Source organism: Pedobacter steynii (genome assembly GCF_001721645.1).
GTDB classification, from domain to species: domain Bacteria; phylum Bacteroidota; class Bacteroidia; order Sphingobacteriales; family Sphingobacteriaceae; genus Pedobacter; species Pedobacter steynii_A.
Genome location: NZ_CP017141.1, coordinates 236,719 through 262,710, shown reverse-complemented (window position 1 = coordinate 262,710; position 25,992 = coordinate 236,719). Strand labels below are relative to the sequence as shown.

24 protein-coding genes are annotated in these 25,992 nt (G+C 41.0%); 14 read left to right on the top strand and 10 right to left on the bottom strand.

Going from position 1 to position 25,992, the window contains the following annotated elements:
- The first annotated feature begins 15 nt into the window (after positions 1–15).
- On the top strand, positions 16–1,362 hold the full coding sequence (locus tag BFS30_RS01145; protein ID WP_069377595.1) for a MutS-related protein: 1,347 nt from the start codon (positions 16–18) through the stop codon (positions 1,360–1,362).
- Between the two features lie 42 nt (positions 1,363–1,404).
- Here BFS30_RS01145 and BFS30_RS01140 read toward each other — a convergent pair whose 3' ends face one another.
- Positions 1,405–3,294 carry a TonB-dependent receptor plug domain-containing protein gene (locus tag BFS30_RS01140; protein ID WP_069377594.1) on the bottom strand — a complete coding sequence of 630 codons (1,890 nt, stop codon included), beginning with the start codon at positions 3,292–3,294 and terminating at the stop codon, positions 1,405–1,407.
- A 62-nt stretch (positions 3,295–3,356) separates the two neighbouring features.
- Positions 3,357–6,182, bottom strand: a complete 2,826-nt coding sequence (locus BFS30_RS01135) for a S8 family peptidase (protein ID WP_157262846.1) — start codon at positions 6,180–6,182, stop codon at positions 3,357–3,359.
- A 112-nt stretch (positions 6,183–6,294) separates the two neighbouring features.
- On the opposite strand from BFS30_RS01135, the gene BFS30_RS01130 reads away from it, so the two are divergent.
- Entirely contained in the window at positions 6,295–7,134 is an 840-nt protein-coding gene (locus tag BFS30_RS01130; RefSeq protein WP_069377592.1) for a M57 family metalloprotease, read from the top strand.
- 131 nt (positions 7,135–7,265) lie between these two features.
- A complete protein-coding gene (fabV, locus tag BFS30_RS01125) occupies positions 7,266–8,456 on the top strand; it encodes an enoyl-ACP reductase FabV (RefSeq protein ID WP_069377591.1) in 1,191 nt (396 codons plus the stop codon).
- 118 nt (positions 8,457–8,574) lie between these two features.
- On the opposite strand, the gene BFS30_RS01120 is transcribed toward fabV, so the two are convergent.
- The 5 genes from BFS30_RS01120 to BFS30_RS01100 are packed head-to-tail and all read right to left on the bottom strand — an operon-like array spanning position 8,575 to position 15,202.
- A complete protein-coding gene (locus tag BFS30_RS01120; RefSeq protein ID WP_069377590.1) occupies positions 8,575–8,979 on the bottom strand; it encodes a response regulator in 405 nt (134 codons plus the stop codon).
- Positions 8,969–10,048 carry a hybrid sensor histidine kinase/response regulator gene (locus tag BFS30_RS01115; protein WP_069377589.1) on the bottom strand — a complete coding sequence of 360 codons (1,080 nt, stop codon included), beginning with the start codon at positions 10,046–10,048 and terminating at the stop codon, positions 8,969–8,971. Before BFS30_RS01115 ends, BFS30_RS01120 begins: the two co-directional genes overlap by 11 nt.
- Before the next feature lie 11 nt (positions 10,049–10,059).
- Positions 10,060–12,216 (bottom strand): 7TM diverse intracellular signaling domain-containing protein, encoded by a 2,157-nt coding sequence (locus BFS30_RS01110; RefSeq protein WP_069377588.1) that lies wholly within the window; start codon positions 12,214–12,216, stop codon positions 10,060–10,062.
- Positions 12,209–12,907 carry a hypothetical protein gene (locus BFS30_RS01105; protein WP_069377587.1) on the bottom strand — a complete coding sequence of 233 codons (699 nt, stop codon included), beginning with the start codon at positions 12,905–12,907 and terminating at the stop codon, positions 12,209–12,211. The genes BFS30_RS01110 and BFS30_RS01105 overlap by 8 nt, the downstream gene beginning before the upstream one ends.
- Before the next feature lie 3 nt (positions 12,908–12,910).
- Positions 12,911–15,202 carry an Rv1355c family protein gene (locus BFS30_RS01100; protein WP_069377586.1) on the bottom strand — a complete coding sequence of 764 codons (2,292 nt, stop codon included), beginning with the start codon at positions 15,200–15,202 and terminating at the stop codon, positions 12,911–12,913.
- Positions 15,203–15,304: 102 nt separating this feature from the next.
- Here BFS30_RS01100 and BFS30_RS01095 point away from each other — a divergent pair, with 102 nt between their 5' ends.
- Together BFS30_RS01095 and BFS30_RS01090 are read left to right on the top strand one after the other, a co-directional pair.
- Entirely contained in the window at positions 15,305–15,769 is a 465-nt protein-coding gene (locus tag BFS30_RS01095; RefSeq protein ID WP_069377585.1) for a response regulator, read from the top strand.
- A gap of 166 nt (positions 15,770–15,935) precedes the next feature.
- A complete protein-coding gene (locus tag BFS30_RS01090; RefSeq protein WP_069377584.1) occupies positions 15,936–16,403 on the top strand; it encodes a response regulator in 468 nt (155 codons plus the stop codon).
- A gap of 85 nt (positions 16,404–16,488) precedes the next feature.
- Here BFS30_RS01090 and rpoN read toward each other — a convergent pair whose 3' ends face one another.
- Entirely contained in the window at positions 16,489–17,958 is a 1,470-nt protein-coding gene (gene rpoN / locus BFS30_RS01085; protein WP_069377583.1) for an RNA polymerase factor sigma-54, read from the bottom strand.
- Positions 17,959–18,301: 343 nt separating this feature from the next.
- Here rpoN and mscL point away from each other — a divergent pair, with 343 nt between their 5' ends.
- Positions 18,302–18,745 (top strand): large conductance mechanosensitive channel protein MscL, encoded by a 444-nt coding sequence (gene mscL, locus BFS30_RS01080; protein ID WP_069377582.1) that lies wholly within the window; start codon positions 18,302–18,304, stop codon positions 18,743–18,745.
- A gap of 96 nt (positions 18,746–18,841) precedes the next feature.
- Here mscL and BFS30_RS01075 read toward each other — a convergent pair whose 3' ends face one another.
- Entirely contained in the window at positions 18,842–19,711 is an 870-nt protein-coding gene (locus BFS30_RS01075) for a ChaN family lipoprotein (protein WP_069377581.1), read from the bottom strand.
- A 235-nt stretch (positions 19,712–19,946) separates the two neighbouring features.
- Here BFS30_RS01075 and BFS30_RS01070 point away from each other — a divergent pair, with 235 nt between their 5' ends.
- The 8 genes from BFS30_RS01070 to tsaB all read left to right on the top strand — a co-directional run bounded on the left by BFS30_RS01070 (position 19,947) and on the right by tsaB (position 24,526).
- Positions 19,947–20,726, top strand: coding sequence for a LiaF transmembrane domain-containing protein (locus tag BFS30_RS01070; protein ID WP_069377580.1), 780 nt, complete (start codon positions 19,947–19,949; stop codon positions 20,724–20,726).
- A gap of 11 nt (positions 20,727–20,737) precedes the next feature.
- The gene (locus BFS30_RS01065; protein ID WP_069377579.1) at positions 20,738–21,091 is read left to right on the top strand and encodes a DUF4288 domain-containing protein; all 354 of its coding nucleotides are present in this window, start codon (positions 20,738–20,740) and stop codon (positions 21,089–21,091) included.
- Between the two features lie 7 nt (positions 21,092–21,098).
- Entirely contained in the window at positions 21,099–22,142 is a 1,044-nt protein-coding gene (locus BFS30_RS01060; protein ID WP_237028687.1) for a sensor histidine kinase, read from the top strand.
- A complete protein-coding gene (locus tag BFS30_RS01055) occupies positions 22,139–22,876 on the top strand; it encodes a LytR/AlgR family response regulator transcription factor (RefSeq protein WP_069377577.1) in 738 nt (245 codons plus the stop codon). The genes BFS30_RS01060 and BFS30_RS01055 overlap by 4 nt, the downstream gene beginning before the upstream one ends.
- 108 nt (positions 22,877–22,984) lie before the next feature.
- Positions 22,985–23,143, top strand: a complete 159-nt coding sequence (gene rpmH, locus BFS30_RS27335) for a 50S ribosomal protein L34 (protein ID WP_083251894.1) — start codon at positions 22,985–22,987, stop codon at positions 23,141–23,143.
- 63 nt (positions 23,144–23,206) lie between these two features.
- The gene (locus BFS30_RS01050) at positions 23,207–23,602 is read left to right on the top strand and encodes a ribonuclease P protein component (RefSeq protein ID WP_069382222.1); all 396 of its coding nucleotides are present in this window, start codon (positions 23,207–23,209) and stop codon (positions 23,600–23,602) included.
- A complete protein-coding gene (gene yidD, locus BFS30_RS01045) occupies positions 23,586–23,819 on the top strand; it encodes a membrane protein insertion efficiency factor YidD (RefSeq protein ID WP_069377576.1) in 234 nt (77 codons plus the stop codon). The genes BFS30_RS01050 and yidD overlap by 17 nt, the downstream gene beginning before the upstream one ends.
- A 23-nt stretch (positions 23,820–23,842) precedes the next feature.
- Positions 23,843–24,526 (top strand): tRNA (adenosine(37)-N6)-threonylcarbamoyltransferase complex dimerization subunit type 1 TsaB, encoded by a 684-nt coding sequence (tsaB, locus tag BFS30_RS01040; protein ID WP_069377575.1) that lies wholly within the window; start codon positions 23,843–23,845, stop codon positions 24,524–24,526.
- 17 nt (positions 24,527–24,543) lie between these two features.
- On the opposite strand, the gene BFS30_RS01035 is transcribed toward tsaB, so the two are convergent.
- A complete protein-coding gene (locus tag BFS30_RS01035) occupies positions 24,544–25,947 on the bottom strand; it encodes a DUF5723 family protein (protein WP_069377574.1) in 1,404 nt (467 codons plus the stop codon).
- Positions 25,948–25,992: the final 45 nt, after the last annotated feature.

The following is a 25,992-nucleotide window of genomic DNA, read 5'->3' as shown; positions in this document are numbered from 1 at the left end:
GGGCAGAACAACACTATGAGTTTTAAAATGGATAGCCAGTCTTATAAGGACTTGAATATTTTTATAGGATCCTCAACAGAAGATCCGGTATTTAATATGTTCAGGGCAACCCGAACATTGGGAGGAAAGGAGAAAATACGTGAAATGATGGGAAACCCTTCTTCAGACATCAGTTTTCTGACCCGCCGGAAAGAGGCGATACAATATTTCTACCATCGGGAAATTGTTCTTAAGATTAAGAGTGAGCAGCTTGACCTGATAGAGCATTATCTGAATTTCAATAAAGCATATTCCAGAAATAATCTGCTGGATTCGTTGGTTGACTTCGTCCAAAACAGATCTGGTGATGACTATTACAGGATAAAGACCGGGCTTGGGCATCTGATCAGATTGCTGAACTACCTGGATGATTTTGTTAAATCAAACTTATCTGAGGGGGCTCCGGAGTATTTGAAAACGCTTGGAGAAAAGATAGAGGAGATTATGAGCCTGAATGGCCTGAAAGGAGCAAGGAAGCTAAATGAAAAGAAATTGAAATTTTATCAGGTCAGCAAACTGGATCATGCCTTTCGGGGGAAAGAGAAAAATGAACTGAAGGCACTGTTGGAACTGGTTTATGAACTGGATGCTTTTGAAACCTTATCTAATGCCAGTCGTAAACTGGGGTTGTGTTTTCCTGATTATTCTGCGTCAAATGGGGTTAGGGTAACTTTGACTGGTATATTTCATCCAGCAATCGGCAAACCAGTCAAAAATGATATGTTGTTGAAAAGCGAAGAGAATATTACATTCCTTACCGGATCGAATATGGCAGGGAAATCGTCCTTACTGAAATCCCTGGGTTTGGTTATTTATCTATCGCATCTGGGGTTCCCTGTGCCTGCGGAAAAAATGGAGACTACTATTTTCAGCGGATTACTAACTACAATTAATCTACCGGATAACATGGGGCAGGGACTCAGCCATTATTATACCGAAGTGAAAAGGGTAAAGGAGGCTGTTTCAAGCCTTCTCGAAAATGACCATATGTTTATCATCTTTGACGAGCTTTTCCGTGGAACGAATGTCAAAGATGCTTTTGATGCTTCTCTGCTGATCATTTCCGAGCTCTCCCAAATCAGTAATTCTATCTTTTTTATTTCGACACATATCGTTGAGCTGGCAGATGAACTCCGGAAATTTGAAAACATTTCCTTTAAATATCTGGATACTTTCTTTAAGCAGGAACATCCGGTGTTTACTTATCAATTAAAAGAAGGGGTTTCAAAGGAACGGCTTGGGATGTATATTATTCAGCAAGAGGGAATCATCGATATTATTCGTAAAGTATCCCTGAAACAAAAAACAGCGGCCAGTCTATAGGTAAGACTGACCGCTGTTTTTTAACGTCCTGGCAAAAGCCGGTTAGAAAGCTGTCTTTACACCGAGTGTGAACCAGGAGCCAGGCATAGGCACTGCCCCGGCTTCGATGTATTGCACATTAAAGAGGTTAGCTCCATCTGCATAGATGCTGTATCGCGCTTGCTTAAAGGCAATCCTGACATCCATCAGCGTATAATCCTTATAGTTGATGCGCTCGTTGTAACGGGCAGTAAGGGTTAAATCAATGACCTTGTAAAAAGTAGCACTGACCGTTCCGCTCAATTGGTTTCTGAGGCTTTCTAATGCATATCTGGAAAAATTGGCCGTAGCAAGCGTAGTTTTAAAACTGGGGTCAAGATTGGTGTAGGAGGCGCCAAGCCTAAGGCCATTTAAAAAGCCGTTTTCAGAAAGATCAGACCATTTATAATCCGCACTTAAGGTAAAGCCTTTGGTGTTCACCTGGCTAAAGTTTTGTGGTTGCCAGGGATCGGTTTGCTGTGCTTTTACCCAATCAATAAAATTGTCTATTCTACGGATAAAATAGCTGGCATTCATGGAAATCCGTTCATTGTTGAACTTGATTCCTCCTTCTGCGTACTTAGATTTTTCGGGACGAAGCTGATCATTTCCGATATTGGTAGGACCTTTATAATAGAGGTCTGTATAGGTAGGTAAACGTTGTCCTGTTCCCAGATTGGCAAATAAACGCCAGTTACCATAGAAATTATAGCCTGCATCCAGGCCCGGAAAGGCTTGCCAGCCATAGTCTGAATTGTAATTGGTATACATGCCCAGATTGATGAGCAGACGTGTGAGCGGTTCAAATTTATATTCTCCGAAGATTCCGGTATTGGTACGGTCTCTTTTTCCGAGATTGGTGCTTTTAATGCGTTCTGTTCTGGCTTCCAGTCCGAAGCCAAAGGTACCGATAGTGGTCTGGATGGTATTGTTCAGCTCTGCATCAAACACATTACTGATGTGGTGGTTGTGGAATTTATCCGGAGTTTGTTTGATGTAAAGGTAATCATCGACATTGTTACGGTAGCTGATCCGGGGTACCAGTGTCCAGTTGTCATTGATTTTTGTGGTATAGGAAATAGAAGCCAGGGCTGTTTTTACCGTTTCTTCGGATTCCTTATCTCCCGGCGCTGCGTAATAACTATTGGCTCCGAAGTGATTCCGGATATAACCGGCCATGAGGTCCAGCTGATCTGTTTTTCCAATATTTACTTTGCCCTGGTAATACAATTTCTGGTTGTTGAAGGCCGTATTATAACGGTAGCCATTTCCAGCCTCCTGAGCAACCGAAAAAAGGTGTGAAGAGCTATTCAGGCCCAGTGTTCCGGTAGCACGAGCGCCGTAATTGGCGTAAGTATCCCCGTTTCCTTCTTCTTTTTTAAAGCTGCTTCCGGCAAACAGATTGGCCGAAAGCCCGGTCTGCTTTACTGTTCTGGTAACAATGTTAATGGCTCCTGTGAGGGCATTGATCCCATAAATTCTGGAAGCGGAACCGCGGAGTATTTCGATATGATCGATATCGTCCATAGTAACCGGCAGGTTCATCATGTTGTGTCCGGTCTGGGGATCGGAGACTTTAATCCCATTGATCAGTACCAGTGTCTGATCGAAAGTACCTCCATCCAGGCTGATGTCTGCCTGTACACCTCCCGGGCCACGCTGACGAACATCTACTCCTGAAACATAACTCAGCAATTCACTTATTGACCTTACCGGCAGGCTTTTGATTTTCTCCTGATCGATAATAGATACATTTCTGTTCTGTTTGGAAAAAGGCAGCTGAAGCCGGTTTTCTTTTACCATCACCTCATTCAGTTTTCTGGTGGTATCATTTAAAGGTTTTTCTGTTTGTGCATTTACGGTTAAGCCGCTGGCCAGCAAGGCAAACAGGTATGCGGAATTTCTAAAAAGCATGCTTCTTTATATTTTGAGGGCCAAATATAAGGTCTTTAGCTGAGATGGTATGGAGGGCTTCCTTATTTCTTGATCACTTTGATCTTTTTCAGGGACCGGCCATTTCTGGAGATGACGCCAATATAAAGACCCGTAGTTAATCTGGAGATATCGAACTGGGTATTGCCGTTTGTCTTTTCCTCAAATACCTGTTGTCCAAGCATGTTGTAAAGTTGGAAAACATATTCTTCATATCCTCCGTTCAGGATATTTATGGTTGTTTCTACCGGATTTGGATAATAGGTGAAATCTCCGTCTTTCAGGAAGTTTACCAAAACAACTTCCGTCTGAATCTTCCGGCCATCAGCCGTTTCCATCGTTACCCTATACCATTGAGGACCTATTTTTGGATTGATATCGGTGTAGTTGTAATTCAGTTTTCCCTGCAGTACGTTGATCTCTGAAAGTGCAATAAAATTGTTTAAGGAAACCTGTTTTTCCCAGGTGATCTTTTTGAGGTTATTGGTGGTACCGATGCTCAGGCTCAGTTCGATCTGGTCTCCGGCGACATTCGCATTAAACGAACGGGTATAGCAAGAGATCCCCTGTAAGGTATAGTCTATCGTACGGCTCCTTAAGCCGGTGAAATTGCTGCCTTTTGCCGCAATGGCAAATACCGTGCTGCTGGTGCTGGTCTTGCGTATAATGGCCAGCGTATCGCTCAGTTCTGCCAATGGAACCATTTGCTGATCTTTGAGGTGATAAATGGTATAACCCTTTGCATTGGCTATTGGGGCCCAGTGAAAGAACAGTGCATCGTCACAATTGTATCCGATCTGAAGTTGTGGAGATTTGGAAATGAGGAAAGATCTACTCTGAAATGCTTGTCCGTCGATTTCCATTTTAAGCACTGCTTTGGTCAGCAGGTCTGGTGTTGGCCACTTATAAAAATTTTTGTTCAGCGCTGCGTTATTGTTGAGTACAGTCCAATTGGTTCCATTATCATAACTAACGGATAGTTTTCCGGTTTTCCCGGCCGGGAAACTACTTTGCCAACGGAAATAGTTTTCCTGAGTGGCGATGACATGGTCGTTATTTTCCGGATATGCCCATCGGAAACTGTTCTGTACAGTCAGACTGTAAGCAATAGAAAAGCTCTGGATGGCTTGTTGAACTTTACGTCCCTTAATATGGACGATATACGTTCCGGGAGCAAGATTCTCCAGACTTACCTGTTGAACCGTATTCAGCTCGTCGACCTTGCGCACTGCGGGTGCTTTAAGAGAATCCAGATGTGGGTAGCTGCTCAGCACCCATGGTAAAGTGATTTCTCCGGATGGGCCTGTGAGTGATAAATCGAGGTGATTAACAATACTTTGGGCACTGTTAACCTGTGCAGGGGGATCATTCCAAACCAGGGTAACTTTAATTGATTTCTGATTTGCGGGAACCTGGATCGGAAAATTGAAATCCTGATCCTGACTGATGAGTCCGGTTTTATAACGGTTTTCGGTCAGGGTATTTAAGGCCTGAAAGGCATTTAATTTACCATATCCATATACATAATCAACCTGAGGGGTTCCCAAATCATCCGCAGAATTGATCAGAATACTTCTCAACAGAGCAGAAGAAGGTGCCTTTCCGAATAAGCTCTTATATTTTTGTTCAAATAGGATCGAGGCACCACTACTCAGCGCCGCTGCGCCGGAAGTACCATCTTCGCCAAAAGAAACCAGATCTGGTTTTACCCTTCCGTCGTATGCAGGTCCTTTGCTGCTGAGTGCTTCGGTAAGGTTCTCCCGGTTTATGCCACCAATAACCAGAATGTTTTTTGCCTGTTTGAAATTCCCGGTGAGGTTTGCAGTATTGGCTAATCCCTGATAAGTGCCGGAGCCCGGGGTTGTGGTGCCACTGTTTCCGGAGGAGAAAATATGAACCAATTCTTCAGATTCAAAAACCTGTTTGTCGTAGGCAGCAGCCTGTATACCGTACATACTTTCCAGTTCCGTTCCGTAAGAATGGTTTTGAATATTGATGTTTAAATCTTTAAAGCTTTTAAGGTCATCAGGAAGGGTACTCCTGTCTACATCCGAAGAGCTCAGTTTAGCAGCAGGAGCTACTCCAAGACCCTTGTAATCAGAATTTCCCCTGCCTACTGCAGTCGTTGCCATTTCAGTTGCGTGCTGTGCAATCTGACTACTGCCACTGACTGCTCCGGGTAGGTATTTACCCAGTAAATCCAGGTCATCAACATCAAACATGCGCTCTTTTAAAGACATGGTAACGCTATTTCCGTCGATGTCCGGAAACAGGGCATGTACGGTAGAGATTTCATTGAGTGTCTGGTCGTATTTTGCAAGAACGGCTTCTTCTTTGACTTTTTGGATGATATCGGCAAAAAGAACGGTTTCCTCTTGCAGAACGGCAGGTATTTCGGACAGAGGAATCAGCACGGTAACGAACTGATACGTATGGTCAATTTCCGGCTGATATTTTGACAGGAACGGAGGAACTCTATTCCGAATATCTTTGACGACAAACCTTACTTTTATAGCTTGTTGGTTGTTTTGTGTCAGGAGCTGGTTAAGCTGATCACTGGCCTTCCACAGGGAGTTTGCCGGGGCGCGGTAAACTACATTTGCGGATAGGTTTTTTAATGCAGAAGTGCTCAGTACAAAATGAGTTGGGGAGAATTGTCTGCTGGGGTTTAACTTTGCCAATTCCCTGGGACTAAGGGCTCTGTTTAGCTTGACCAGCACCATGCTGTCTGTAGGTAGTTGTAGTCTTTTCTCCGAAATAGAAATATACTTCTCGTATGCCCTTTCAATTTTCGTTGAGGGAATCTGAGCCTGGGCATAAGTACTAATTAGCCAGAATAGTAATAAAAGAGATCTTGCTGGAAAATTCAATAAATTTATTGTAAAAAATTGATTACGTAAATAATTCTTACTAAATTACAATTAATCACCTATTTCACAAATTAACTAACCAATATTAATCATCCTATTTAACTATTATTTCATGAAAACCAATCGAATCTTAACCCTAGCCGTGCTGTGCTTATTTGCGGGGAGTATTTATTCTTGTTCAAAAGATAAAAATGTAGCTGAAACACCGACCCCAAACCAGGAAGAACTTTCTGCTTCAACTTTATCAAAGATTAAAGCCCAGGGCTTTAGCACAGAGAATGCGCGTAAAATAGAGGGCGGATACCTTGTAGAAGGAGATATTCTCTTAACAGATGAAAATCTCAACGAAAAATCTACAAGCCCTAATTTGCTGATCGCCAAGGCGGAGCAATATAGAACTACCAATTTAGTGACGAGCCTTCCGCAGGTAATTACCATATCCGTAAGCAACCTGCCGCAAGTGTATCATGATGCGACCAATATTATGATCAGCAGATATAATGCACTTGGTTTATCACTTACTTTTCAACTTGCAACAACCGGAACCACCGGAAAAATCAAAATTGTCGGTTTTAATGAAGGTCCAAGTGGTGGGTTCATCACTTTGGGTTCAGCAGGATTTCCTACTTCAACAGGGAAACCTTTCAACCAGATCCGTATGAATACCAATCCAGCGGCTTATGGAACGAATCCAAACCTGAATTACCTGGCTTCTGTGATCCAGCATGAAGTTGGACACTGTATAGGCCTCCGTCATACGGATTATATGAACCGTGCGTATAGCTGCGGTTCCGCTGGTGCAGGTAATGAAGGACAGGCAGGTGTAGGTGCAATCCATATTCCGGGAACACCGACAGGTCCTGATTCAGGATCTTTCATGCTGGCCTGTTCAAACGGTGGAAACCGTACTTTTAACGCCAATGACATTATTGCGCTTAACTATCTGTATTAATTCCTGAAAATTATTACAGTGTTGCGTGAATAGGTGATCTAACAGAACCCGGTCTAAAGTACCGGGTTTTGTTTTTTGTTTTATTATGTTTGCTGAATAATTGAGTAAAAACTGCTATAAAAAAAATATTTATGATTATTGCGCCTAGAATACGTGGGTTTATATGCCTTACTGCTCATCCTGAAGGTTGTGCACAAAATGTGCTGAACCAGATCAACTATGTAAAATCGAAAGGACCTATTGCCGGTCCGAAAAAAGTGCTTGTGATCGGGGCTTCTACCGGTTTTGGTCTAGCTTCCAGAATTACCAGTGCCTTTGGTTCGGATGCTTCCACTATCGGGGTGTATTTTGAAAAACCACCTGCTCCCGGAAAAACAGCTTCACCAGGCTGGTACAATACTGCTGCATTTGAAACTCAGGCGCATGAAGCAGGTCTATACGCTAAAAGTATAAACGGAGATGCTTTTTCTAAAGAAATTAAAGAAAAAACGCTGGCTTTGATCAAGGCTGACCTTGGTCAGGTGGATCTGGTAATTTACAGTCTGGCTTCTCCAAAAAGGGTTCATCCTGTAACAGGGGTAACTCATAATTCTGTGCTGAAGCCAATAGGAGAGGTGTTTACCAATAATACGGTAGATTTCCACACCGGAATTGTTTCCGAAATTTCTATTCAGCCGGCCAATGAAGAAGACATTGAAAATACCGTTGCCGTAATGGGTGGTGAAGACTGGGCGATGTGGATTGACGAATTGAAAACTGCAGGTTTACTTGCTCCGGGAGCGACTACAGTAGCTTATTCTTATATCGGCCCTGCTTTAACCGAAGCAGTATATCGTAAAGGAACGATTGGTCGCGCTAAAGATCATTTAGAAGCCACTGCTTTTACTATTTCTGATCAGCTGAAAGATATTGGCGGAAAAGCTTATGTCTCGGTAAACAAAGCCCTGGTGACTCAGGCGAGCTCTGCAATTCCGGTAATCCCATTGTACATCTCTTTATTATATAAAGTGATGAAAGCGGAAGGAATTCATGAGGGATGTATTGAGCAGATTCAGCGTTTGTTTCAGGAGCGTTTATATACCGGCGAGGCAGTTCCGACTGATGCTCAGGGAAGAATCCGTGTTGATGATTTAGAGATGCGTGAAGACATTCAGGCTAAAGTTGCCGCCTTATGGTTGGAATCTACCACAGAAAGTCTTCCTTCAACAGGAGATCTTGCAGGTTATAAAAAGGACTTCCTTAACCTGTTCGGTTTTGACGTTGCCGGAATTGACTATGAAGCAGAAACAGATGAAATGGTAGAGATTTCCGGACTGGTATAAAACAGGCCATTCTCTAAAAAACAGTTTATAAAAAAAGGTAATTTTCAATTTGAAAATTACCTTTTTTTATGGTGCAGAATGAAAAGAGCGGGTTTTTACCAGGAATCCAATCTGCGTTCTATAAATATTTTGCGAGTACCTCTTCCAGTTCTTTTGGAAAAAGTGGTTTTTTGAAGAGCCTGATCACATAGGGATTGGCTTCGGCCTTTTTAATATCCCCGAAATCAAGTGTAGAGGAAAGAATGGCTACGATGCATTTTTCTGTAATGAGAGCAGGCAATTGCTTAAATATTTCCAGAAATTCAAAGCCATCCATTTCCGGCATCTGAATATCCAGTAAAATGAAATCCGGCAGTTTATCTTCTTCCTGAAGGTTTCGGTTGAGGTAAGTCAGGGCTTCTTCTCCCGACTGACAAAGAATGATTTCATCAAATAATTTGGATATGGTAATGATTTTTGAATTGATTTTCAGATCAACTTCATTGTCATCTATCAGCATTACTCTTTTGTACTTACTTGACATTTGGGATTGTTATTTTAAAGGTGGTACCTTCTACAGCGTTCGAACTGACCGCTATTTTTCCGTTAATTTTATTGAGGGCTTCTTTTACGATAAAAAGGCCAAGGCCACTTCCGTGATTGATTTTACTTTTAAAGAACTGAAGAAATATTTTCTCTAAGTGTTCATTCAGGATACCCATACCATTATCATTGATGGCGATATTTACCTGGGTTGGCTGAACTTCTATGTTGATATTGACGTTCTTGTTCAGCTCTGTTTCTTTCTGGTATTTAATTGCATTGGAGATCAGATTGCCGAGAATCACTTCAATTCTGAAAGCATCTCCGTAGAATGGTTCATTCTGGATGATGTTCACATTGAAATGCATTTCTTTATCGGTATAAGAATAAAGCTCAATCAGGTCTGAAACCAGTTTTTTAAAGTCGACGGCCGTATTCTCAGAGATGGTTTTATTGTTTTTATAATATTGCAGGGTTTTCTGAATATAGTAATCCAGCCTGTTTGAGCAGGTTTCAATTAATCCCCAATATTCTCCACTGGAATGAAAGAGGCCTTCCATTTTCACCAGGTTGACAATTCCCATCGCCGAAACTAAAGGAGCCCTTAATTCATGGGAAATGCTATAAATAAACCGGTTGAGTTCGTCGTTTGTTTTTTCCAGTTCGGCGACTTTATTTCTGAGGTCTATTTTGGACTTATACGCGTCGTAGGCATTTTTAATAGAATTGTGAAGTTCCAGGTCATTCCAGGGTTTGGTGATGTACCTGTAGATATCTCCATGATTAATGGCATCCGCCAGAGCTTCAATGTCAGTATATCCGGTTAAAAGGATTCTGGTAGGATCCGGATAAGTATGTTTGATGTTCTTAAAAAATTCCACCCCTGTGGTATTGGGCATTTTCTGATCCGCAATGATCACCTGCACGGAAACGTTTTCAAGAATTTTTAATCCTTCGTCAGCGGATAGGGCTGTGTAAATTTCATACTGGCGTCTAAAACTTGCTTTAAAAGCGTGCAAGTTATTTTCTTCATCATCAATATACAGAACACGTATAGTTGTTGCATTCATAATAAAGTGTATTATCGTGAGGTTACGGGCAAGGTAATAATAAATTCTGTACCATGATTTACTTTTGTAATCACATCAATCTGGCCATGATGGTTCTCTATGATCCTGAACACAATAGATAATCCTAAGCCAGTTCCTTCTCCCACATCTTTCGTGGTGAAAAAAGGTTCAAAAATCTTTTGTTTTACTTCTTCAGTCATTCCTGGTCCTGTGTCTTTAATTCCGATTTTTACCTGCTCACCCTCGTGCCAGGTCGAAATCGTCAGCTTTTCCTCTTCAACATGCTCCGCTTTTCCTTTAATTGCTTGAATGGCATTACTGATTAGGTTCATGAATACCTGATTGACTTTACCCGGCATACATTCAACTTTAGGTAAGTTACCATAATTTTTAACAATTTTCAGATTCGAGGGAAAGGTATTCCTCACGAGCACCAAAGTAGAGTCCAAACCTTCGTTCAGGTCTACGTATTTACAATCGTTTTCATCCAGTCTGCTAAAGTTCTTCAAGCTGCGGATAATTTCTGCCGTACGTTTTGCTCCTTCCCCGATTCCCGACAACAGCGACTTGATTTCGTCGCGGACAAAGTTCAGATCTATTCTTTTCTTAAAGCTCTCAATGGCGTTAAGCTGCGTGCTTAAGTCTTCATTGAGGTTCAGGTTCTCATACATATGGATCACCTCGTTCAGCTCTTCGATATCAAGTTCCAGAGGTTTTATATTGGAAGTAACAAAGTTAATGGGATTATTGATCTCATGGGCGATCCCTGCAGTAAGCTGTCCGAGTCCAGCCATTTTCTCTGAATCAACCAATTGACTCTGGGCTTCTTTGAGGTCTTTCAGGGTGATCTCCAGCGTTTTGTTGGAGTCTTGTAATTCGAGTGTTCTTTCGTATACCTTTTTCTCGAGTTCAACGTTTTGTTGCTTGATCAAAAGCTCATTCTCGAGGGAGATCTTCAGGGCCTGGGCCTGAGATTCTTCTTTCTCCTTTTTGAAAGTATTGATTTTATCAGCTAGTGCAAAAGAGAGTAAAACAACTTCTAAAGCAGAACCGAAAGGCATCATGTTATAAGTGAGTGTGTTGTATTCCAGGATATTGTAATCTTTCAGTACAAAACTGCATACCCCTAAAAGGAAAACGCTCCAGGCAAGGAGGAAAAATTTGGCTGGTCTGAATCCTTTTAAGTAAACCATGAACGCAATCACTAACATATACATTGCCGCGGCAACAGCTGTTACCTGTATCACCTGATATCCCAGGTTTAAATTTCCGAAAAAGGTAGAGATCAGCGCAAACAGGTAGGGGATATAGAAAAAGTTTAAAGTTTTATGTAATACCGGAAGAAAGTCCCGGGTATGCAAAAACTGTTTCATAAATTCTATCGCCGAGAGTGCGGCCAGGGAACTTAATATATATACCGCATGGGTAGAAAGCCAGGTGTTATCCGGCCAAAGGTATTTGAAAGCATAACCCTGGAAATTGGCTTGTGTGAGGCCAATAATTAAAATGTAAATGATATAGTATAAATAGCTTTTGTCCTTCGTAGAGAGGAATAAAAACAGGTTATAAATAAACATGACGGAAATGATCCCGATGTATAAACCGAAGATGATAGAGGCCGTCTGGATTTCACCCATCAGGGAGTTGCTGTTTCCTGCAGTTAAGGGAACCTGTAATTGCTCCCCGCCATGGATCTTGAGGAGGACAGTATACGTTTGATGAGCAGGCAGGTTAAACCTTAAAGTCGGAATCGGGTTGTCGTATCTTCTGCTTCCGTACCTGAGACGGTCACCCGTCATTTCATGACGAACGACTTTTTGCGAAGAGTCGATGACGAAAAAGTCTAAATAATCAATTGTAGGAAGTGCCAGCCTAAGCATCAGGTCCTGACTGTTACTTTCATTTCTGATGAGAAATTTTAACCAGTAAGTGGCATTTGAAACTCCTAAATTAGGTACGGGAGTGTTTACTTTCAGATAATCTTTATTTGTTAATGCGGCCTTCATATCGATCCGGTGTCCGGGATCTTTTAGCAGCATGATTTTCTTGCCAAAATTACGCTCGATTTTTCCAGTCTTAACAATTACGGTGTCTTGTCCTGATGATTGAAAAGGAATGAGTAAGCCCGCCCAGATCAATACCAGCAAACAACTCCAGAATTTATTCATATTTAGGTATTAATAACTGATAATCAATTTCTACGTCTCCTTTAGGACCGCTTTCCAAGGTATGTTGTATGGGGTTATCTCTTAAATCAAAGATCCGGTCCCGATCAAATTCTTCTGCTGTTTCCAATGTTTTTGCATTCATTTTTCTCAGTACCCTGGCGATATAGTTGTCGTTGGGATAAACAAATTCTCCCCCTTTGCCCAAGGAATCTTCTACCACAAAACCTACTTTTCTAACCATTGGCAGGGTATAGTCCGCACAAATGGTAAAAAGTGAGGCTAGTCTGATCTGGTTGACAATCGCAATTCCTGCTCTTACGAGCAGGATGCTGATCCCAACACCAGCCACACTTTTTGCATTCCAAAGTCCGCAAAGCTCACCTGTTCCACTATCAAAATACTGATTAATGATGGTCGCAACATTCGGGTCCATAGATCCTACTGCCTTTTCTACAGGAAGCGGGTGGATGCCGTCAGCGATATGAACACGTACTCCACCTACCACTTCACCACTTTCCGTCTCCGCAACGATGCCATGCACATTCGGCAGGCTCATCCATTGTCTGTTGTTCGTGGTGATATTGGTAATTCCGTAATCCTTTAACACTTGCACATGCCCTTCAAGATACCGCTCACAGGTTTCAGGTTCTTTAACCGCAGTAAATGACCGGAAGGTTAGCTTTAATTCCATTTTTTATATAAATTGTAATATATCTTTCAAAGGTTTTCTTAAAGCCCGTACCGTTGGAGCAGAAGCATGTGATAACCTGAACATGAATATTCCCTGTTTGTCCCCTAAAATAGGGAATATTTGCAATAGATCCTTTTCATATTTTGACAGTTCTTCTGTCATTTTTTGATTTAAGCCTTCTCCATTTCCATGATTCAGTCTTGCGAAAAGAAATAATGGGGCTGAAATGGGGTGAAATGAAAGGCCGTTCAGGTTCGCATCAATCCATACCCTTTGTACTGCTTCTCCGCCTTTGATGAAATTTTCTGCCTCATAAGATGGCATGGTAATTAAGCCAATGGCCGAGGACGTACGGATTGCTTTTCTGGACAGGTTTTCAAATGCAGCACCGCCACCCCATCTGTTCAGTAATTTAATGACTTCCGGGTTCGCTGCTACTTTCAGACCAGTTTTATCTGATTCAGATAATTCAAGAGATAAGATGTCTAATCCATCTTTGGTTTCATTAACGGCTTCTGGTGTCCACCTGATTTCTTTAGTATAAAAATCATGGTGTCCCTGAGGGTATAGGAAACGTATCCTTTCTACTCCGGCCACAATATCGGCAATGCGGTTGATCTGATGTTCCTCCTGAATCACCTGCAATTGTGCCTGGGAGCCGAGGCTGGCTGCGGTTTTAAGACTCGCCACCACTTCTGCTTTTACAGGCTCTTTGCTTCCTTGTTTACGGTTGGTTAACCGAATGGCCATACCCGCGGCAAGCTTGCTGGCATAAGCTGTATTTGTCTGATGAAAGGAGAAAGCAGCCACCAGTCTTTTATTTTCCGGATTTGGGAAAGCAAGGTAACTGGCTTCCAGTCCTGATTTTCCTGCTTCCAGTTTGATGTTCTCAATAGCAGTTCCAAAAGCAATATTGGAAGTGATGTTGTCGAAATCTCCCCAGGATACCGAGTGTTTTTCATCATGGAAAAGGTATAGTTTTCCGGAGCGGGCAACCCATTTCCAGGGTTGATTGTTACCTGCTGAAGGTGCAATTGCCGCTGCAGAAACCAGTCGTTCTACCTGGTCGTCATTTAAAAGCTGAGATTCCGATTCTTTAGCACTGATTGCTGCGATGGCCTGATTGATTTCGTCTTCAGTCAGTTCATCGGCTTTGTAATCAACCACTTCATAATCGCTGTCTCTGGCTTTATTTTTATCTCCGATCAGTTCTTCCAGGTCAACAAAGTAACGGCCCGATTCTGTGTATTGCTTCAGACTGATGCGTCTGCAGACATCCGCACCGAGTGCACCACCCAGGGCTACTGCCGAAGCCAGTTGCGGCCAGGTCGTGATCGATTGTCCAACTTCCACCATAGAAGCTTTCAGTCGGTTTGATAAGGTGTCCACACCGATCATTGCCAATAGAAACGGAACTTTTTCTTCGTTTGTTTTCAGGTATTTAACCTGAGTGTGATCCAGGTGATCGATCCATCCATGGAGGATCGGGCGATCGGGCTCCAGGTCAAAACGCTCTACATCCAGCGTCCCGCGGTCGCTCATGTCCTGTACCACCGGAATACCTAATGCTTTAGCTTTGTGTCTGAGTAAAATTTTAATATCCAGACCATCACATTCGTCCACAACAATATCCAGATTGCCACCTTCAGTAAAGAAGCGGTCCATATTCTCTTCCGTCATGCCCTCGTCAAAACAAACCACTTTTAAAAAGGGATCTATTTCTTTGATTTCTCTGGCCACCAGCACGACTTTTTTGATGCCTAAATTTTGTACGCCTGTTCTGATCCGGTTCAGGTTGGTGAGTTCGAGCAGGTCGAAATCAGCGAGCCTGATTTCACCGAACCCTCTTTCCATGGCCATGGTAATAGAGATCGACTGGCCTACAGAAAGACCTACCACACCAATTTTCTGTTTGCCCAGGATATCGCGTTCCTCCGGGGTTATTTTGTAAATATTCCTGTTCGTCCTTACGGCTATAAACTCCTCTTCATCCAGCAGGTGTACCAAACGTTCAGACCAGGGATAATATACCCATACTCCGTATTCAAGTTTTGATAAATTTCCGATATGCTGGATTTTCAAGGCCTCCATCTCTTCGGGCTCGGGCTTCTTTTTGGGATGTTTTGATTTGATAAGATCATCCAGTTGGGTCTCTATCTCGTCATGTATTTTGAGGTATGGTTTATTCTTTAATAAGGCTTCAAGTGCGTCTTTATCCTGCTGTTGATAAATTCTAAAGAATTGCGGTTCACAGGAGGTGAAATCTTCTTTTATCAGGTTCTCAAGTACTAACATCTTTAATACAGTTTATTTATGATCTGCAAAAATAGTATATGTTGAGACATATACTTCTTTTTTTAACGATGTATTTAGCACTTTTGATTAATTTTGTTTTATATGGAGGATCAGCTAGTAAATATTTTGTATGTCGATGACGAGATACATAACCTCAACGCGTTTAAAGCATCATTTAGACGATCGTTCAACGTCTTTACAGCCGAGTCAGCTAAAGAAGCAATGCCCATATTAGCAGCGCATCCCATTCAGATTATTATTACAGATCAACGGATGCCACAAATGACGGGAGTGGAGTTTTTGGAATCTATTCTGGAAGCTTATCCGGATCCCATCCGCATTTTACTTACGGGCTACGCAGATATAGCTGCGGTTATTGATGCCATCAACAAGGGGCAGGTATACCTGTACATTACTAAACCATGGCAGGAAGATGAGTTGAAGCTATATATTGAAAAAGCTTTTGAAGTTTTTCAACTGAGAAAGGAAAATAAAGAGCTTACAGAAAAGTTATTGATTGTAAACGAACAGTTAGAATTTATGCTTCGTCAGAAACTAATTTCTTAACTTAAGTATTTTTTTGATGATTTCTTTATTTTAAGGTGCTTTAATAACATTTTAATACGTTTTAGTGTAATTATTTAAGAAATAAATCCGTTGAGATTTTTCTCATTAAATAGTTTTTTTGTTCATAATAATTCAAATATATTTAACAAAAAAAAGGCTAAATTCTATGAATTCTGACACTTCTGCAAACGTTCTCTATGTTGATGATGAGGTCCATAACCTAAACGCTTTCAAAGCTAGTTTCAGACGTAAGTTTAATGTTTTTACGGCCAACTCAGCGGTAGAGGGCAGACAGGTTTTAGAGTCAGAAGATATTCATGTGATCGTTACCGATCAAAGAATGCCGGTTACTACAGGGATTGAATTTCTGGAATCTGTTATTCCTGATTTTCCGGACCCTATCCGCATTTTGCTTACCGGCTATGCAGATATTAATGCGGTTATTGACGCCATTAATAAAGGTCAGGTTTACCGCTATATTCAAAAGCCCTGGATGGAAGATGACCTGAGGATTAACATTGAGAAGGCATTTGAACTTTATATGCTTAGAAAAGAGAATAAAGACCTGACAGCGAGCCTGATTGAAGCAAATAAAAAACTTGAAGATTTATTGAGGGGGAACCTGGATAGCTGATCGGCTGTGACAGGAATAAAAAAGACCATGGCTTCCTTAACAGGAATAATTAAAGAAGGAAACCATGATGCAATGAGGCCGGAGCCTATAATTCTTTTCTTAAGCGTGCAACAGGAATGTTCATCTGCTCCCTGTATTTTGCAACTGTTCTTCTGGCGATATTGTAACCTTGCTCTTTGAGGATTTCTGTTAGTTTTTCATCTGCCAGCGGCTTACGTTTATCTTCGTTGCCGATACAGTCTTCCAGAATTTTCTTAACCTCTTTATTGGATACTTCTTCACCACTTTCGGTTTGAATGGCTTCAGAGAAGAACGATTTCAACAGGAACGTTCCAAATTCTGTCTGCACATATTTAGAGTTCGCTACCCTGGAAACGGTAGAGATATCCATATCAATTTTATCTGCAATATCTTTTAAGATCATGGGGCGCATTTTACGCTCATCACCAGTAAGCAGGTATTCATACTGGTATTGCATGATGGCATTCATGGTCTTTAATAAGGTTTGCTGTCTTTGCTTGATGGCGTCAATAAACCATTTTGCAGAATCGAGTTTTTGTTTGACAAACTGTACTGCTTCTTTTAGTTTTTTATCTTTCTGGGCAGCTTTATCATAGTGGTCAAACATATCGATATAAGAACGGCTGACCCGGAGTTCAGGAGCGTTTTTTGAATTGAGTGTCAGAATTAATGTTCCGTCATTGTTGGAAACATGAAAATCAGGGATGACCTGCAATTGTTTGGTGGTCACCTGATTGGAATCTCCCGGTTTTGGGTTTAACCTGAGTATTTCCGCAATAATTTCTTTGAGGTCATCACTGTTCAGTCCCAATGATTTTTCCAGTTTATCGTAGTGTTTTCTGGTAAATTCATCCAGGTAATTTTCTACGATCACAATGGCTTTCTGTATGATCGGATTTGCAGGATCTTTGCGTTTTAGCTGGAGTGTCAGGCATTCCTGAAGGTCCCTTGCCGCAATTCCCGGAGGATCAAAACTTTGGATCACTTTAAGCATTTCCAGCACATCCTCTTCTTCAACCATCGCATTTTGGGAGAAGGCAAGGTCATCGATCATGGAGGTAACCGGTCTCCGCAGGTAGCCATCATCATCTAAACTTCCGATAATCTGCTTTCCGATGATGAAATCCTGATCAGACAATGGAACTAAATCCAGTTGTTCCTGTAAGCTCTCAAAAAAGGTACTCTCAATAGCAATCGGAGTTTCTTTCTTTTCTTCGTCATCATCATTATTATAGGAGGTACTGTAATCATTTTGCGTATCGTCCTGTAAATAATCATCTACATTAAACTCATCTGTATTCTCTTCCTTAGCACCAGCATCAAAATCATCCGGAGTATCATTCAGATCATCATATTCTCCTTTTGGTTCATCAGCGATCATCAGGCTGGGATCTTCAAGTGCCGGATTTTCTTCTAATTCTTCTTTTATACGGGTATCTAATGCAACTGTAGGTACTTGCAGCAATTTTATAAATTGAATTTGCTGTGGAGAAAGCTTCTGAAGTAGTTTTTGTTGTAGATGTTGTTTAAGCATGTTTTATAAAATCGGTATTGTGTACCCGCTCCAAAAATACGAATTTGGTTTAGATATAAACTATCCCGACAAGTATTATTGTGTTTTTGGTAAACCAGAATAACTGAGGAAATCGGTTTAACTGATTTTTAGCTGATTGGCAGGCATGCTTTTAAGCACTGGGAATACTTTGGTTAACTGCTTGTTTTTTTTCTGGTTAAGGAGCACCTTTCCGGGTTGAATTGCCACCAGGTTTGTTTAGTCCCGCTAAAAAAATGGGGGCAATAGCCGGATTAATGCCTTGTTTTAAAAATAAAGTTTATACTTTTATTACGATGTTTAAAAACTAAAACTAATACTACTTATGAGTTTTGTAAAAGAATTTAAAGAATTTGCAGTCAAGGGGAACGTGATTGACCTGGCTGTCGGTGTGATTATTGGAGGTGCATTCGGTAAGATTGTGACCTCTTTAGTGAATGATTTGATCATGCCTCCTGTTAGCTTATTGATCGGAGATAAGGGTTTCGTGAATTTTTATCTGCCATTAAGTGAAAAAGTAAGGCAATTTGTAGAATCTAATCCAACTGCTTCTCTGGAAGATGCAAGGAAAATAGGTCCTGTATTTGCATGGGGTAACTTCGTAACAGAAGTGATCAATTTCTTCATTTTAGCCTTTATCATCTTCCTGATGGTGAAAGCAATCAACAAAATGAAAAGAAAACAAGAAGAAGCAGCTCCTGCAGTGGTTCCGCCAACACAGGATCAGGTGTTACTTACAGAAATACGCGATTTGCTGAAAAGCAAATAACCAGGTCTTAAGAAATCAAAAGGGCTTTAAGAAAATGATCATTTTCTTAAAGCCCTTTTTTGTATCTGCTGATTGGATAAACGATGTGCAGACCCGTTAGAAAGTTCTTTTGATCCCGGGGTCAGTAAGGATAATATAGTCGGCAAGGTGCTGATGTTTATGCCAGTCAGGGTTGCCAAAGTCATCTCCTGAAAAGCAGGAAATATTAGCAATTTTAAGCTTAGGCAGGTGTTGTTTTAATTTTGCCAGTGTTCCCAGTTTCTCATCGCTATGAAAACGTCCGTTGACCTGAAAAATCTTAACTCCCTTATTGGCTTTGTAATATTTGACGATTGACCAGGACATGGCTGCATCCCAAAGGTTCTGCGTCTGATAAATCTTCATATTGCCCATATTATGGCCGCCGAGGGTTTCTATAAATTTATCATAATATCTGCCGGTGGCGGTATCCACAGGAAGCGGGGGAAGGAAAGGCCGGGAGGCTTCCGGAAACCCCCTTAAAGCTTCCAGACCAGACTTAGTGACTGCATTACTATATCTTGCAGCAGCATTTCCACCAATAACAGGAACCTGGTTGGTTTTGGCGAATTCGATCATTGGCCGATAGTCTTTATAATTATTCCATGCCCTTGCTTCTTTAATAAAATTCTTTTCTGAAATGACGCCTGCCAGATATTCATTGATTACCGGCTGGGTATCGGTATGGAACATTTCCAGGGTCAGTGCAGTTTTAGGATAAGTGGTCTTTATTTTTTTTAACAATTCAAATTCCAGGATATGACCAATAGAATCATTATGTTCTTCTCCGAAAAAGAGAATGTCGATGTCTTTCATCTGAGCAACCAACTCATCCAGATTGATGATCCCTTGTTTTTTTACATCATATATTTTGAAATGCTGTTCCCCGGATTGTCCAAGTGTAATCAGGGGGAATGATAAAAGTAAGGCGATCAGTAATTTCTTCATGATTGGGTTGCGGATTTTGCGGATAAATAGTTAGGAATTCAAATTAACGGATAATTTTTACCGATTAAAAATAGGAGTTTACCGACTATTGGCCTCTTCCGGAGCCGTTCTTGTTTGTAAATGCAGTCAGGCTCTATACATTTGATTATAGAAAGGTCAACAGATTATATAAAAGATCAGCATGTGGAGCTTTCAACACAAATGAACAAATAGGTGATATTGAAAATATAAGAAAATGGAAAAGTGGAAAGATTGTAAGAACAACAGAATATGGAGTGGTTTAATTCTCCTCCTGATTGGTTTGGTGTTCCTTTTGAGAAATGTGGGTATTGAAATTCCTCACTGGATACTGAGCTGGCATACTTTATTGATCGCGATCGGGCTGTTGGTTGGTTATAAGCGGAATTTTGATGGCGCGGGCTGGCTGATCATGGTATTGATAGGTGGTTACTTTACGATGAGGGATATGGTGGATTTTGACCTGTCCAAGTATTTTTTTGCTTTCGGATTCATAATCGTGGGGCTGTTCCTGATTCTGAAGCCTAAGGGAAAAGGGTCTAATTATGAAAAGTGGAAGAGAAAACACGCCAGTTTCGGGAATAGCTTTGATTTTACGGAAACTGAAGATGTTCCATCTGCAACTGATGAAACAAAAAAGGGGCAATGGACAGATGAGAATGATCTTGTAGACGCAGTAAGTGTTTTTGGGGGAGCTGATCATAATATCTATTCCAAGAACTTTAAAGGTGGTGAAGTCGTTGCCGTTTTTGGAGGTTGTAACTTAAACCTTACCCAGGCTGATTTTGAAGGAAGTATTGCGATAGAAGTGGTGGCTGTTTTCGGTGGAATCAAAATTATTATTCCCTCCAGCTGGATTGTAAAATCAGAGGTAACGGCCGTTTTTGGTGGAATGGAGGATAAGAGAGGGCCGGTAATTGTATCCGACGGGGCTGATAAAATTATTAAAATCACAGGGATCGCTTTATTCGGTGGGGTAGAGATCCGGAACTTTTAAAATGAATACCGATGAAATGGTTTGTGCTAAGATATATTTTTCAGATCATCAGCGGAGATGGAAATTATGCCTCTCAGTTTGATGAACAATTGCGGCTGATTCAAGCTGTAGATGCTCAGGATGCCCTTCAGAAAGGAGAAGGGCAATCTGAAAACTTTCACCGTCCATTCCGCAATTGTAATGGAGAACTGGTAAAGTGGGAGTTCATATGTATCGCTGATTTGTATGAGATAGAACCTCCCGGACATGGCTCTGAGGTCGGCTCTGTATTGCATGAGCCAAAAGATATGGTTGTTTTTTTAGATGAACTGAAACGTCGGGAGGCGTTTCTGCATCAAAGTATATACATAGAGAATCCTAATTAAAATTATTTTGACCAACAGACCGCTTGCCAATAAGAATATTCAACGATTTGCCACGGCCATATTTATGGCCTGGGCTGCTGTGTTTATTCTGCTTTTTTATTTTACCTTAAATTTTAACTGGTTCATCTCTGCTGCGGATAGTCTGATCACCAATAGCCTGCTTGCTATGGCCTGTATGATATTGAGTAATATGCTGGGCTATTATCAGCCAAAAAACGAAACCATTCTCTTTATACTGGTGCTTACTTTAATGCTGGCAGGTCTGATTACCTTCACCAGCAATGTTGCACTGAGCTATTTATTTGCAGACGAGCCTACTTACAGAAGCTTCCTGCAGTTGTCACTAATCCTGCGGTTCATCATCGTCTTCATTTTCTTAGCCTGGTGCGCCCTGGCCAATATTTTATGGTATCGTCTGGAAGAGCAATCTGCTACCCAGGAGCGTTTGTTAACTGCGCAAAACTTATCAAAAGAGGCTGAGTTGAATAAACTGAGGCATCAGTTACAGCCGCATTTCCTCTTTAACAGTCTGAATTCTGTGTATGCCCTGACGATTATGAATCCTCAGGAAGCGGGTACAATGATCATGAAGCTGGCTTCCTTTCTGCGGGGTACCTTAAAAAGAGATGATGATATCTGGGTAAATGTAGGAGAGGAGATGGAGTACATCCAGCTATACCTGGATATTGAAAAAGTACGCTTTAGTCATCGTTTAAATATTGATGCGAAAGTTGAAGAAGAAACTCTAAATTTATGCCTTCCGGGAACTTTGTTGCAACCCATTGTAGAGAATGCAATCAAATTCGGTTTGTACAATACCTCTGCTGCAATTACCATTTCCATTCTGGTAACAGTGGAGAACAACATGCTGGAAGTGACGGTTCAAAATCCATTTGATCCGGAAATGAAAGCTACCGGAGGAACCGGATTTGGATTGACCGCCATAAAAAGGAGGTTATATTTGTTGTTTGGAGATGAGAAATTATTACAAACCAGGGCCACGGAAGAAAATATGTTTATAACCACGCTTAAAATACCTCAGAAACAATGATGAGAACGATACTAATAGATGATGAATCTCTTGCCCGGGATGTGGTAAAATATTATTTAAGCAGTTTTCCAGATATTGAGATTGTTGCAGAATGCAATGACGGATTTGAAGGCATTAAGGCCATTACGCAGCATCAGCCTGATTTTATATTTCTGGACATTCAAATGCCTAAGATTAATGGCTTTGAAATGCTGGAGCTGGTAGATAAACACCCGGCAGTGATCTTTACTACAGCTTTTGATGAATATGCAATTAAAGCTTTTGAAGTAAATGCAGTAGATTATCTGCTGAAACCCATAGAAAAAAGCAGGTTTGATCAGGCCATACAGAAATTGCCGGCCAGACTCAATAACGGGGATAGCAGTACACAGGAACTGCTGGATTCTGCTGCGCTTAATCCGGCACAGAACAATAGGGTGGTGGTGAAGAAGAATGGGGTGATTAAAATTATTGCGGTGACCGACATTCATTATTTAGAGGCCGATGACGACTATGTGAAACTGAGTACTACAGAAGGGATCTTTCACAAAAATAAGACGATGAGTTTTTTTGAACAGACTTTAGAATCTTCTCAATTTATTCGCATTCATCGTTCATATATCATAAATTTGGCCCAGGTGACAAAAATAGAGCTAAAAGAAAAAGATAGTTATATTGTATTGCTGAAATCTGAAATATGGCTACCGGTTAGTAAAACGGGTTATATTAAGCTTAAAGCAGCGCTTGGCATGTAAGAATTGAAGAAAAAAGAAAACTACCTTTAATTCTATTTGCAATTAAATAAAAATCACGCTATATTTGCACCTCTTATTTAAAAAAATAGTCTAAGATATAATACAGTTATGAAAAGAACATTCCAACCTTCGCAAAGAAAGAGAAGAAACAAACACGGCTTCCGCGAAAGAATGGCTACAGCAAACGGTAGAAGAGTATTAGCTTCTCGTCGTGCAAAAGGAAGAAGAAAACTATCAGTTTCAGACGAACGTCGTCACAAAGCATAATTTTTGATTGCAGCACAATAAGTGTTAGCAGATCACAATATCTGCAAATTTGCGATCAAAAACATGAACACATTTAATAAAGAAGAACGGTTATGTAGTAGAAAATTATTAGATCTGCTATTTAAAGACGGTTCTTCTTTTTTATTATATCCATTTCGCATTTCTTATCTTTTTGTAGATACACCTCATCGCTTTCCTGCTCAGGTAGTGATCAATGTTTCCAAGAAGCGCTTCAAAAAAGCGGTAGACAGGAACCTGATCAAAAGAAGGAGCCGTGAGGTTTATCGCGTGCAAAAACAAACCGGACTTTATCCTGCATTGCAGGAGCAGGAACAGTTGCTTATTTTTTCTCTACAGTTTGTCGGAAAGAAAATCTACGAGTTCTCATTCATGGAGAAAAAGATGGATAGTGCTTTAAAACGACTGATTAGCAGCATCAACAATGATCAGGGTAGTTAAGCAGTGCATTAGCTGGTTCTTTCTGCTGCTGATTAAAGCTTATCAGCTGCTTTTGTCGCCTTTGTTGGGTGCCAATTGCCGTTTTACCCCCACCTGTTCTCAATATGGAATAGAAGCCATAAAAAAGCATGGTCCTTTTAAAGGAGGATGGTTAACTTTGAAGCGGATCGGAAGTTGTCACCCATGGGGTAGACATGGACATGATCCTGTTCCCTAAGTCTAAGTATTTAATTTTATCTGATGATCACTATTCTCCAAATCGAAACTGCCACACAAGTTTGTTCTGCTGCCATCTCACAGGATGGGAAAACCATTGCTTTGAAAGAAGAAATGGCCAGCAATATTCATGCAGGCAGTCTGACTTTATTCATTAAATCTGTAATGGATAGTGCAGGCTTAAAGTATGAAGAACTGGATGCTGTTGCGGTGAGTAAGGGCCCGGGTTCCTATACGGGTTTGAGAATTGGGGTTTCTACGGCTAAAGGGCTTTGTTTTGCTTTAGACAAGCCACTGATTGCGATAGATACCTTGCAGATGATGGCTGAAGGTTTTGCAACACAACAGCCGGAGAACAAGGGGCTGATCTGTTCCATGATTGACGCCAGAAGAATGGAAGTGTTTACTGCCGTGTTTGATGATCAGCTAAAGCATATTTCTCCCATAGAAGCAAAAATTATTGATGAGCAGAGCTTCGAAGGCTTATTGACGGATCATACCATTACTTTCATAGGAGATGGGGCCGAAAAATGCCGCGAGGTACTGAATCATGAACATGCCAGCTTTTCGGAATCAAATTTTAACTCTGCAGCCAATATGAGCCGTCTGGCTCTGAAAGCTTTTCAAGCTGGTAATTTTGAAGATGTTGCGTATTTTGAACCCTTTTATTTGAAGGATTTTGTATTGACTACACCTAAGAAAAAGTAGTTTATCCCTGAAAGCTGCTATCTTTTTTTAGAGAAGATACTGAAAAAACGTTTGAAGAGGCTTGGGGATTCATCCCCGACACCAGGCATGGTACTGCTGTTCAACGGGTGTTCCACGAAATTTCCAAACTTGATTCCCAGTCCCAAGTAAACCGCTGCGCCATTATATCCTTTGCCTGTACCGGCGTCCTTGTTGAAATATCCTTTTGCCTGACTCACTGTCTTGAACAGGTTGTCTGAACCAATAAATACTTCGAAATTAGGCGTTTGATACATTCCCTGCATCCCGAGGAAGAACAGGTTATCGAGGCTATAAGTAGGGATTGCTGTTACCGAAAAGTTTTCATACCTGAATTTGTTGACAAAAGCAGCATCACCACCTTCATAAAATAGATTTTTAGACAGGATCAGGCCAGGCGTATAAAAACCGAAACTTCTGGAGAGCATAAAATCTACCTTTGCATTGGTTAAAGAATAGAAGCCTTTTCTTTCCGGGTTTAAGGTAATGGAGTCTCTGATGATGTTTTTTATCGTACTATTGGATCCTGAGGCCGAAGTAAGAGGAATTGAGGCATTGATGTTTTTTGAATAGGATTTGCTGTTCCAGCGGATGAAGCCCAGGTCTTTTACATTAGCCATGATAAAGATTCCACTTTTGGCATTGTAGGACGTTCCAAGGCTGATGGATGCACCCGGATTTCTAAAGTTCGGCATAAAGGTATTGTAGGAGACCTCATCTTTATTGATAAAAGTACCCAGGTAACGTCCTCTGAAGGCAATATTTGTGACGCTTCCTGTCTGTGCAAGCTCAGAATCCGTGATGTTCAGTTTGTTGTAACTGGTTCCGCTTAAGATGCTGAATTTAATCCCGAAAGCTAATCTTTTCGTATAATTTTCCCGATAGCTGACGCTGAATTGATGATACGACTGCGCATAACCATCGTTATCAAAGGCATCGGGACCTGGCAGCTGTGTGAGCAGATTTTGGTAGTTATTCAGCAGGTCCAGGGTTTCGTTGGTATAATTCCCATGTGCATCTGTCCGGAGTTGCCAGGAGAAGCCCAGTTCCTTGTGGTATTTATAGGAATTGAAAATTTTAAGATTGAAGAGGTATACATTCGAATTCTGGGCAACCGTATTGTTTCCTTTCTGACCTTTCGGTAAAAGATCAAGATCGGTCTTATTTTCATTTATCGCCTTTCTGATGAAGTCTGAATTGCCTTTACTCGCCGCATTTACTCCAAAGTAAGGAAGTAAAAAGTTGGATGCGAATTTCCTGGAAGAATCCAGAACAAAAGTCTTTTGAGCGGGATTCTCAAACCCGTCAAAGAGCGTTTTGGTGTTAAATAAGCCATATTGCTGTGCTTTCAAACAATGGGTAGCTGTAAGTAAGATGCAGATGATTAGTCCCCTTTTTACCATATTTTCGAACGTTACTTAACAAACTTGATGATTATTAATGATTTA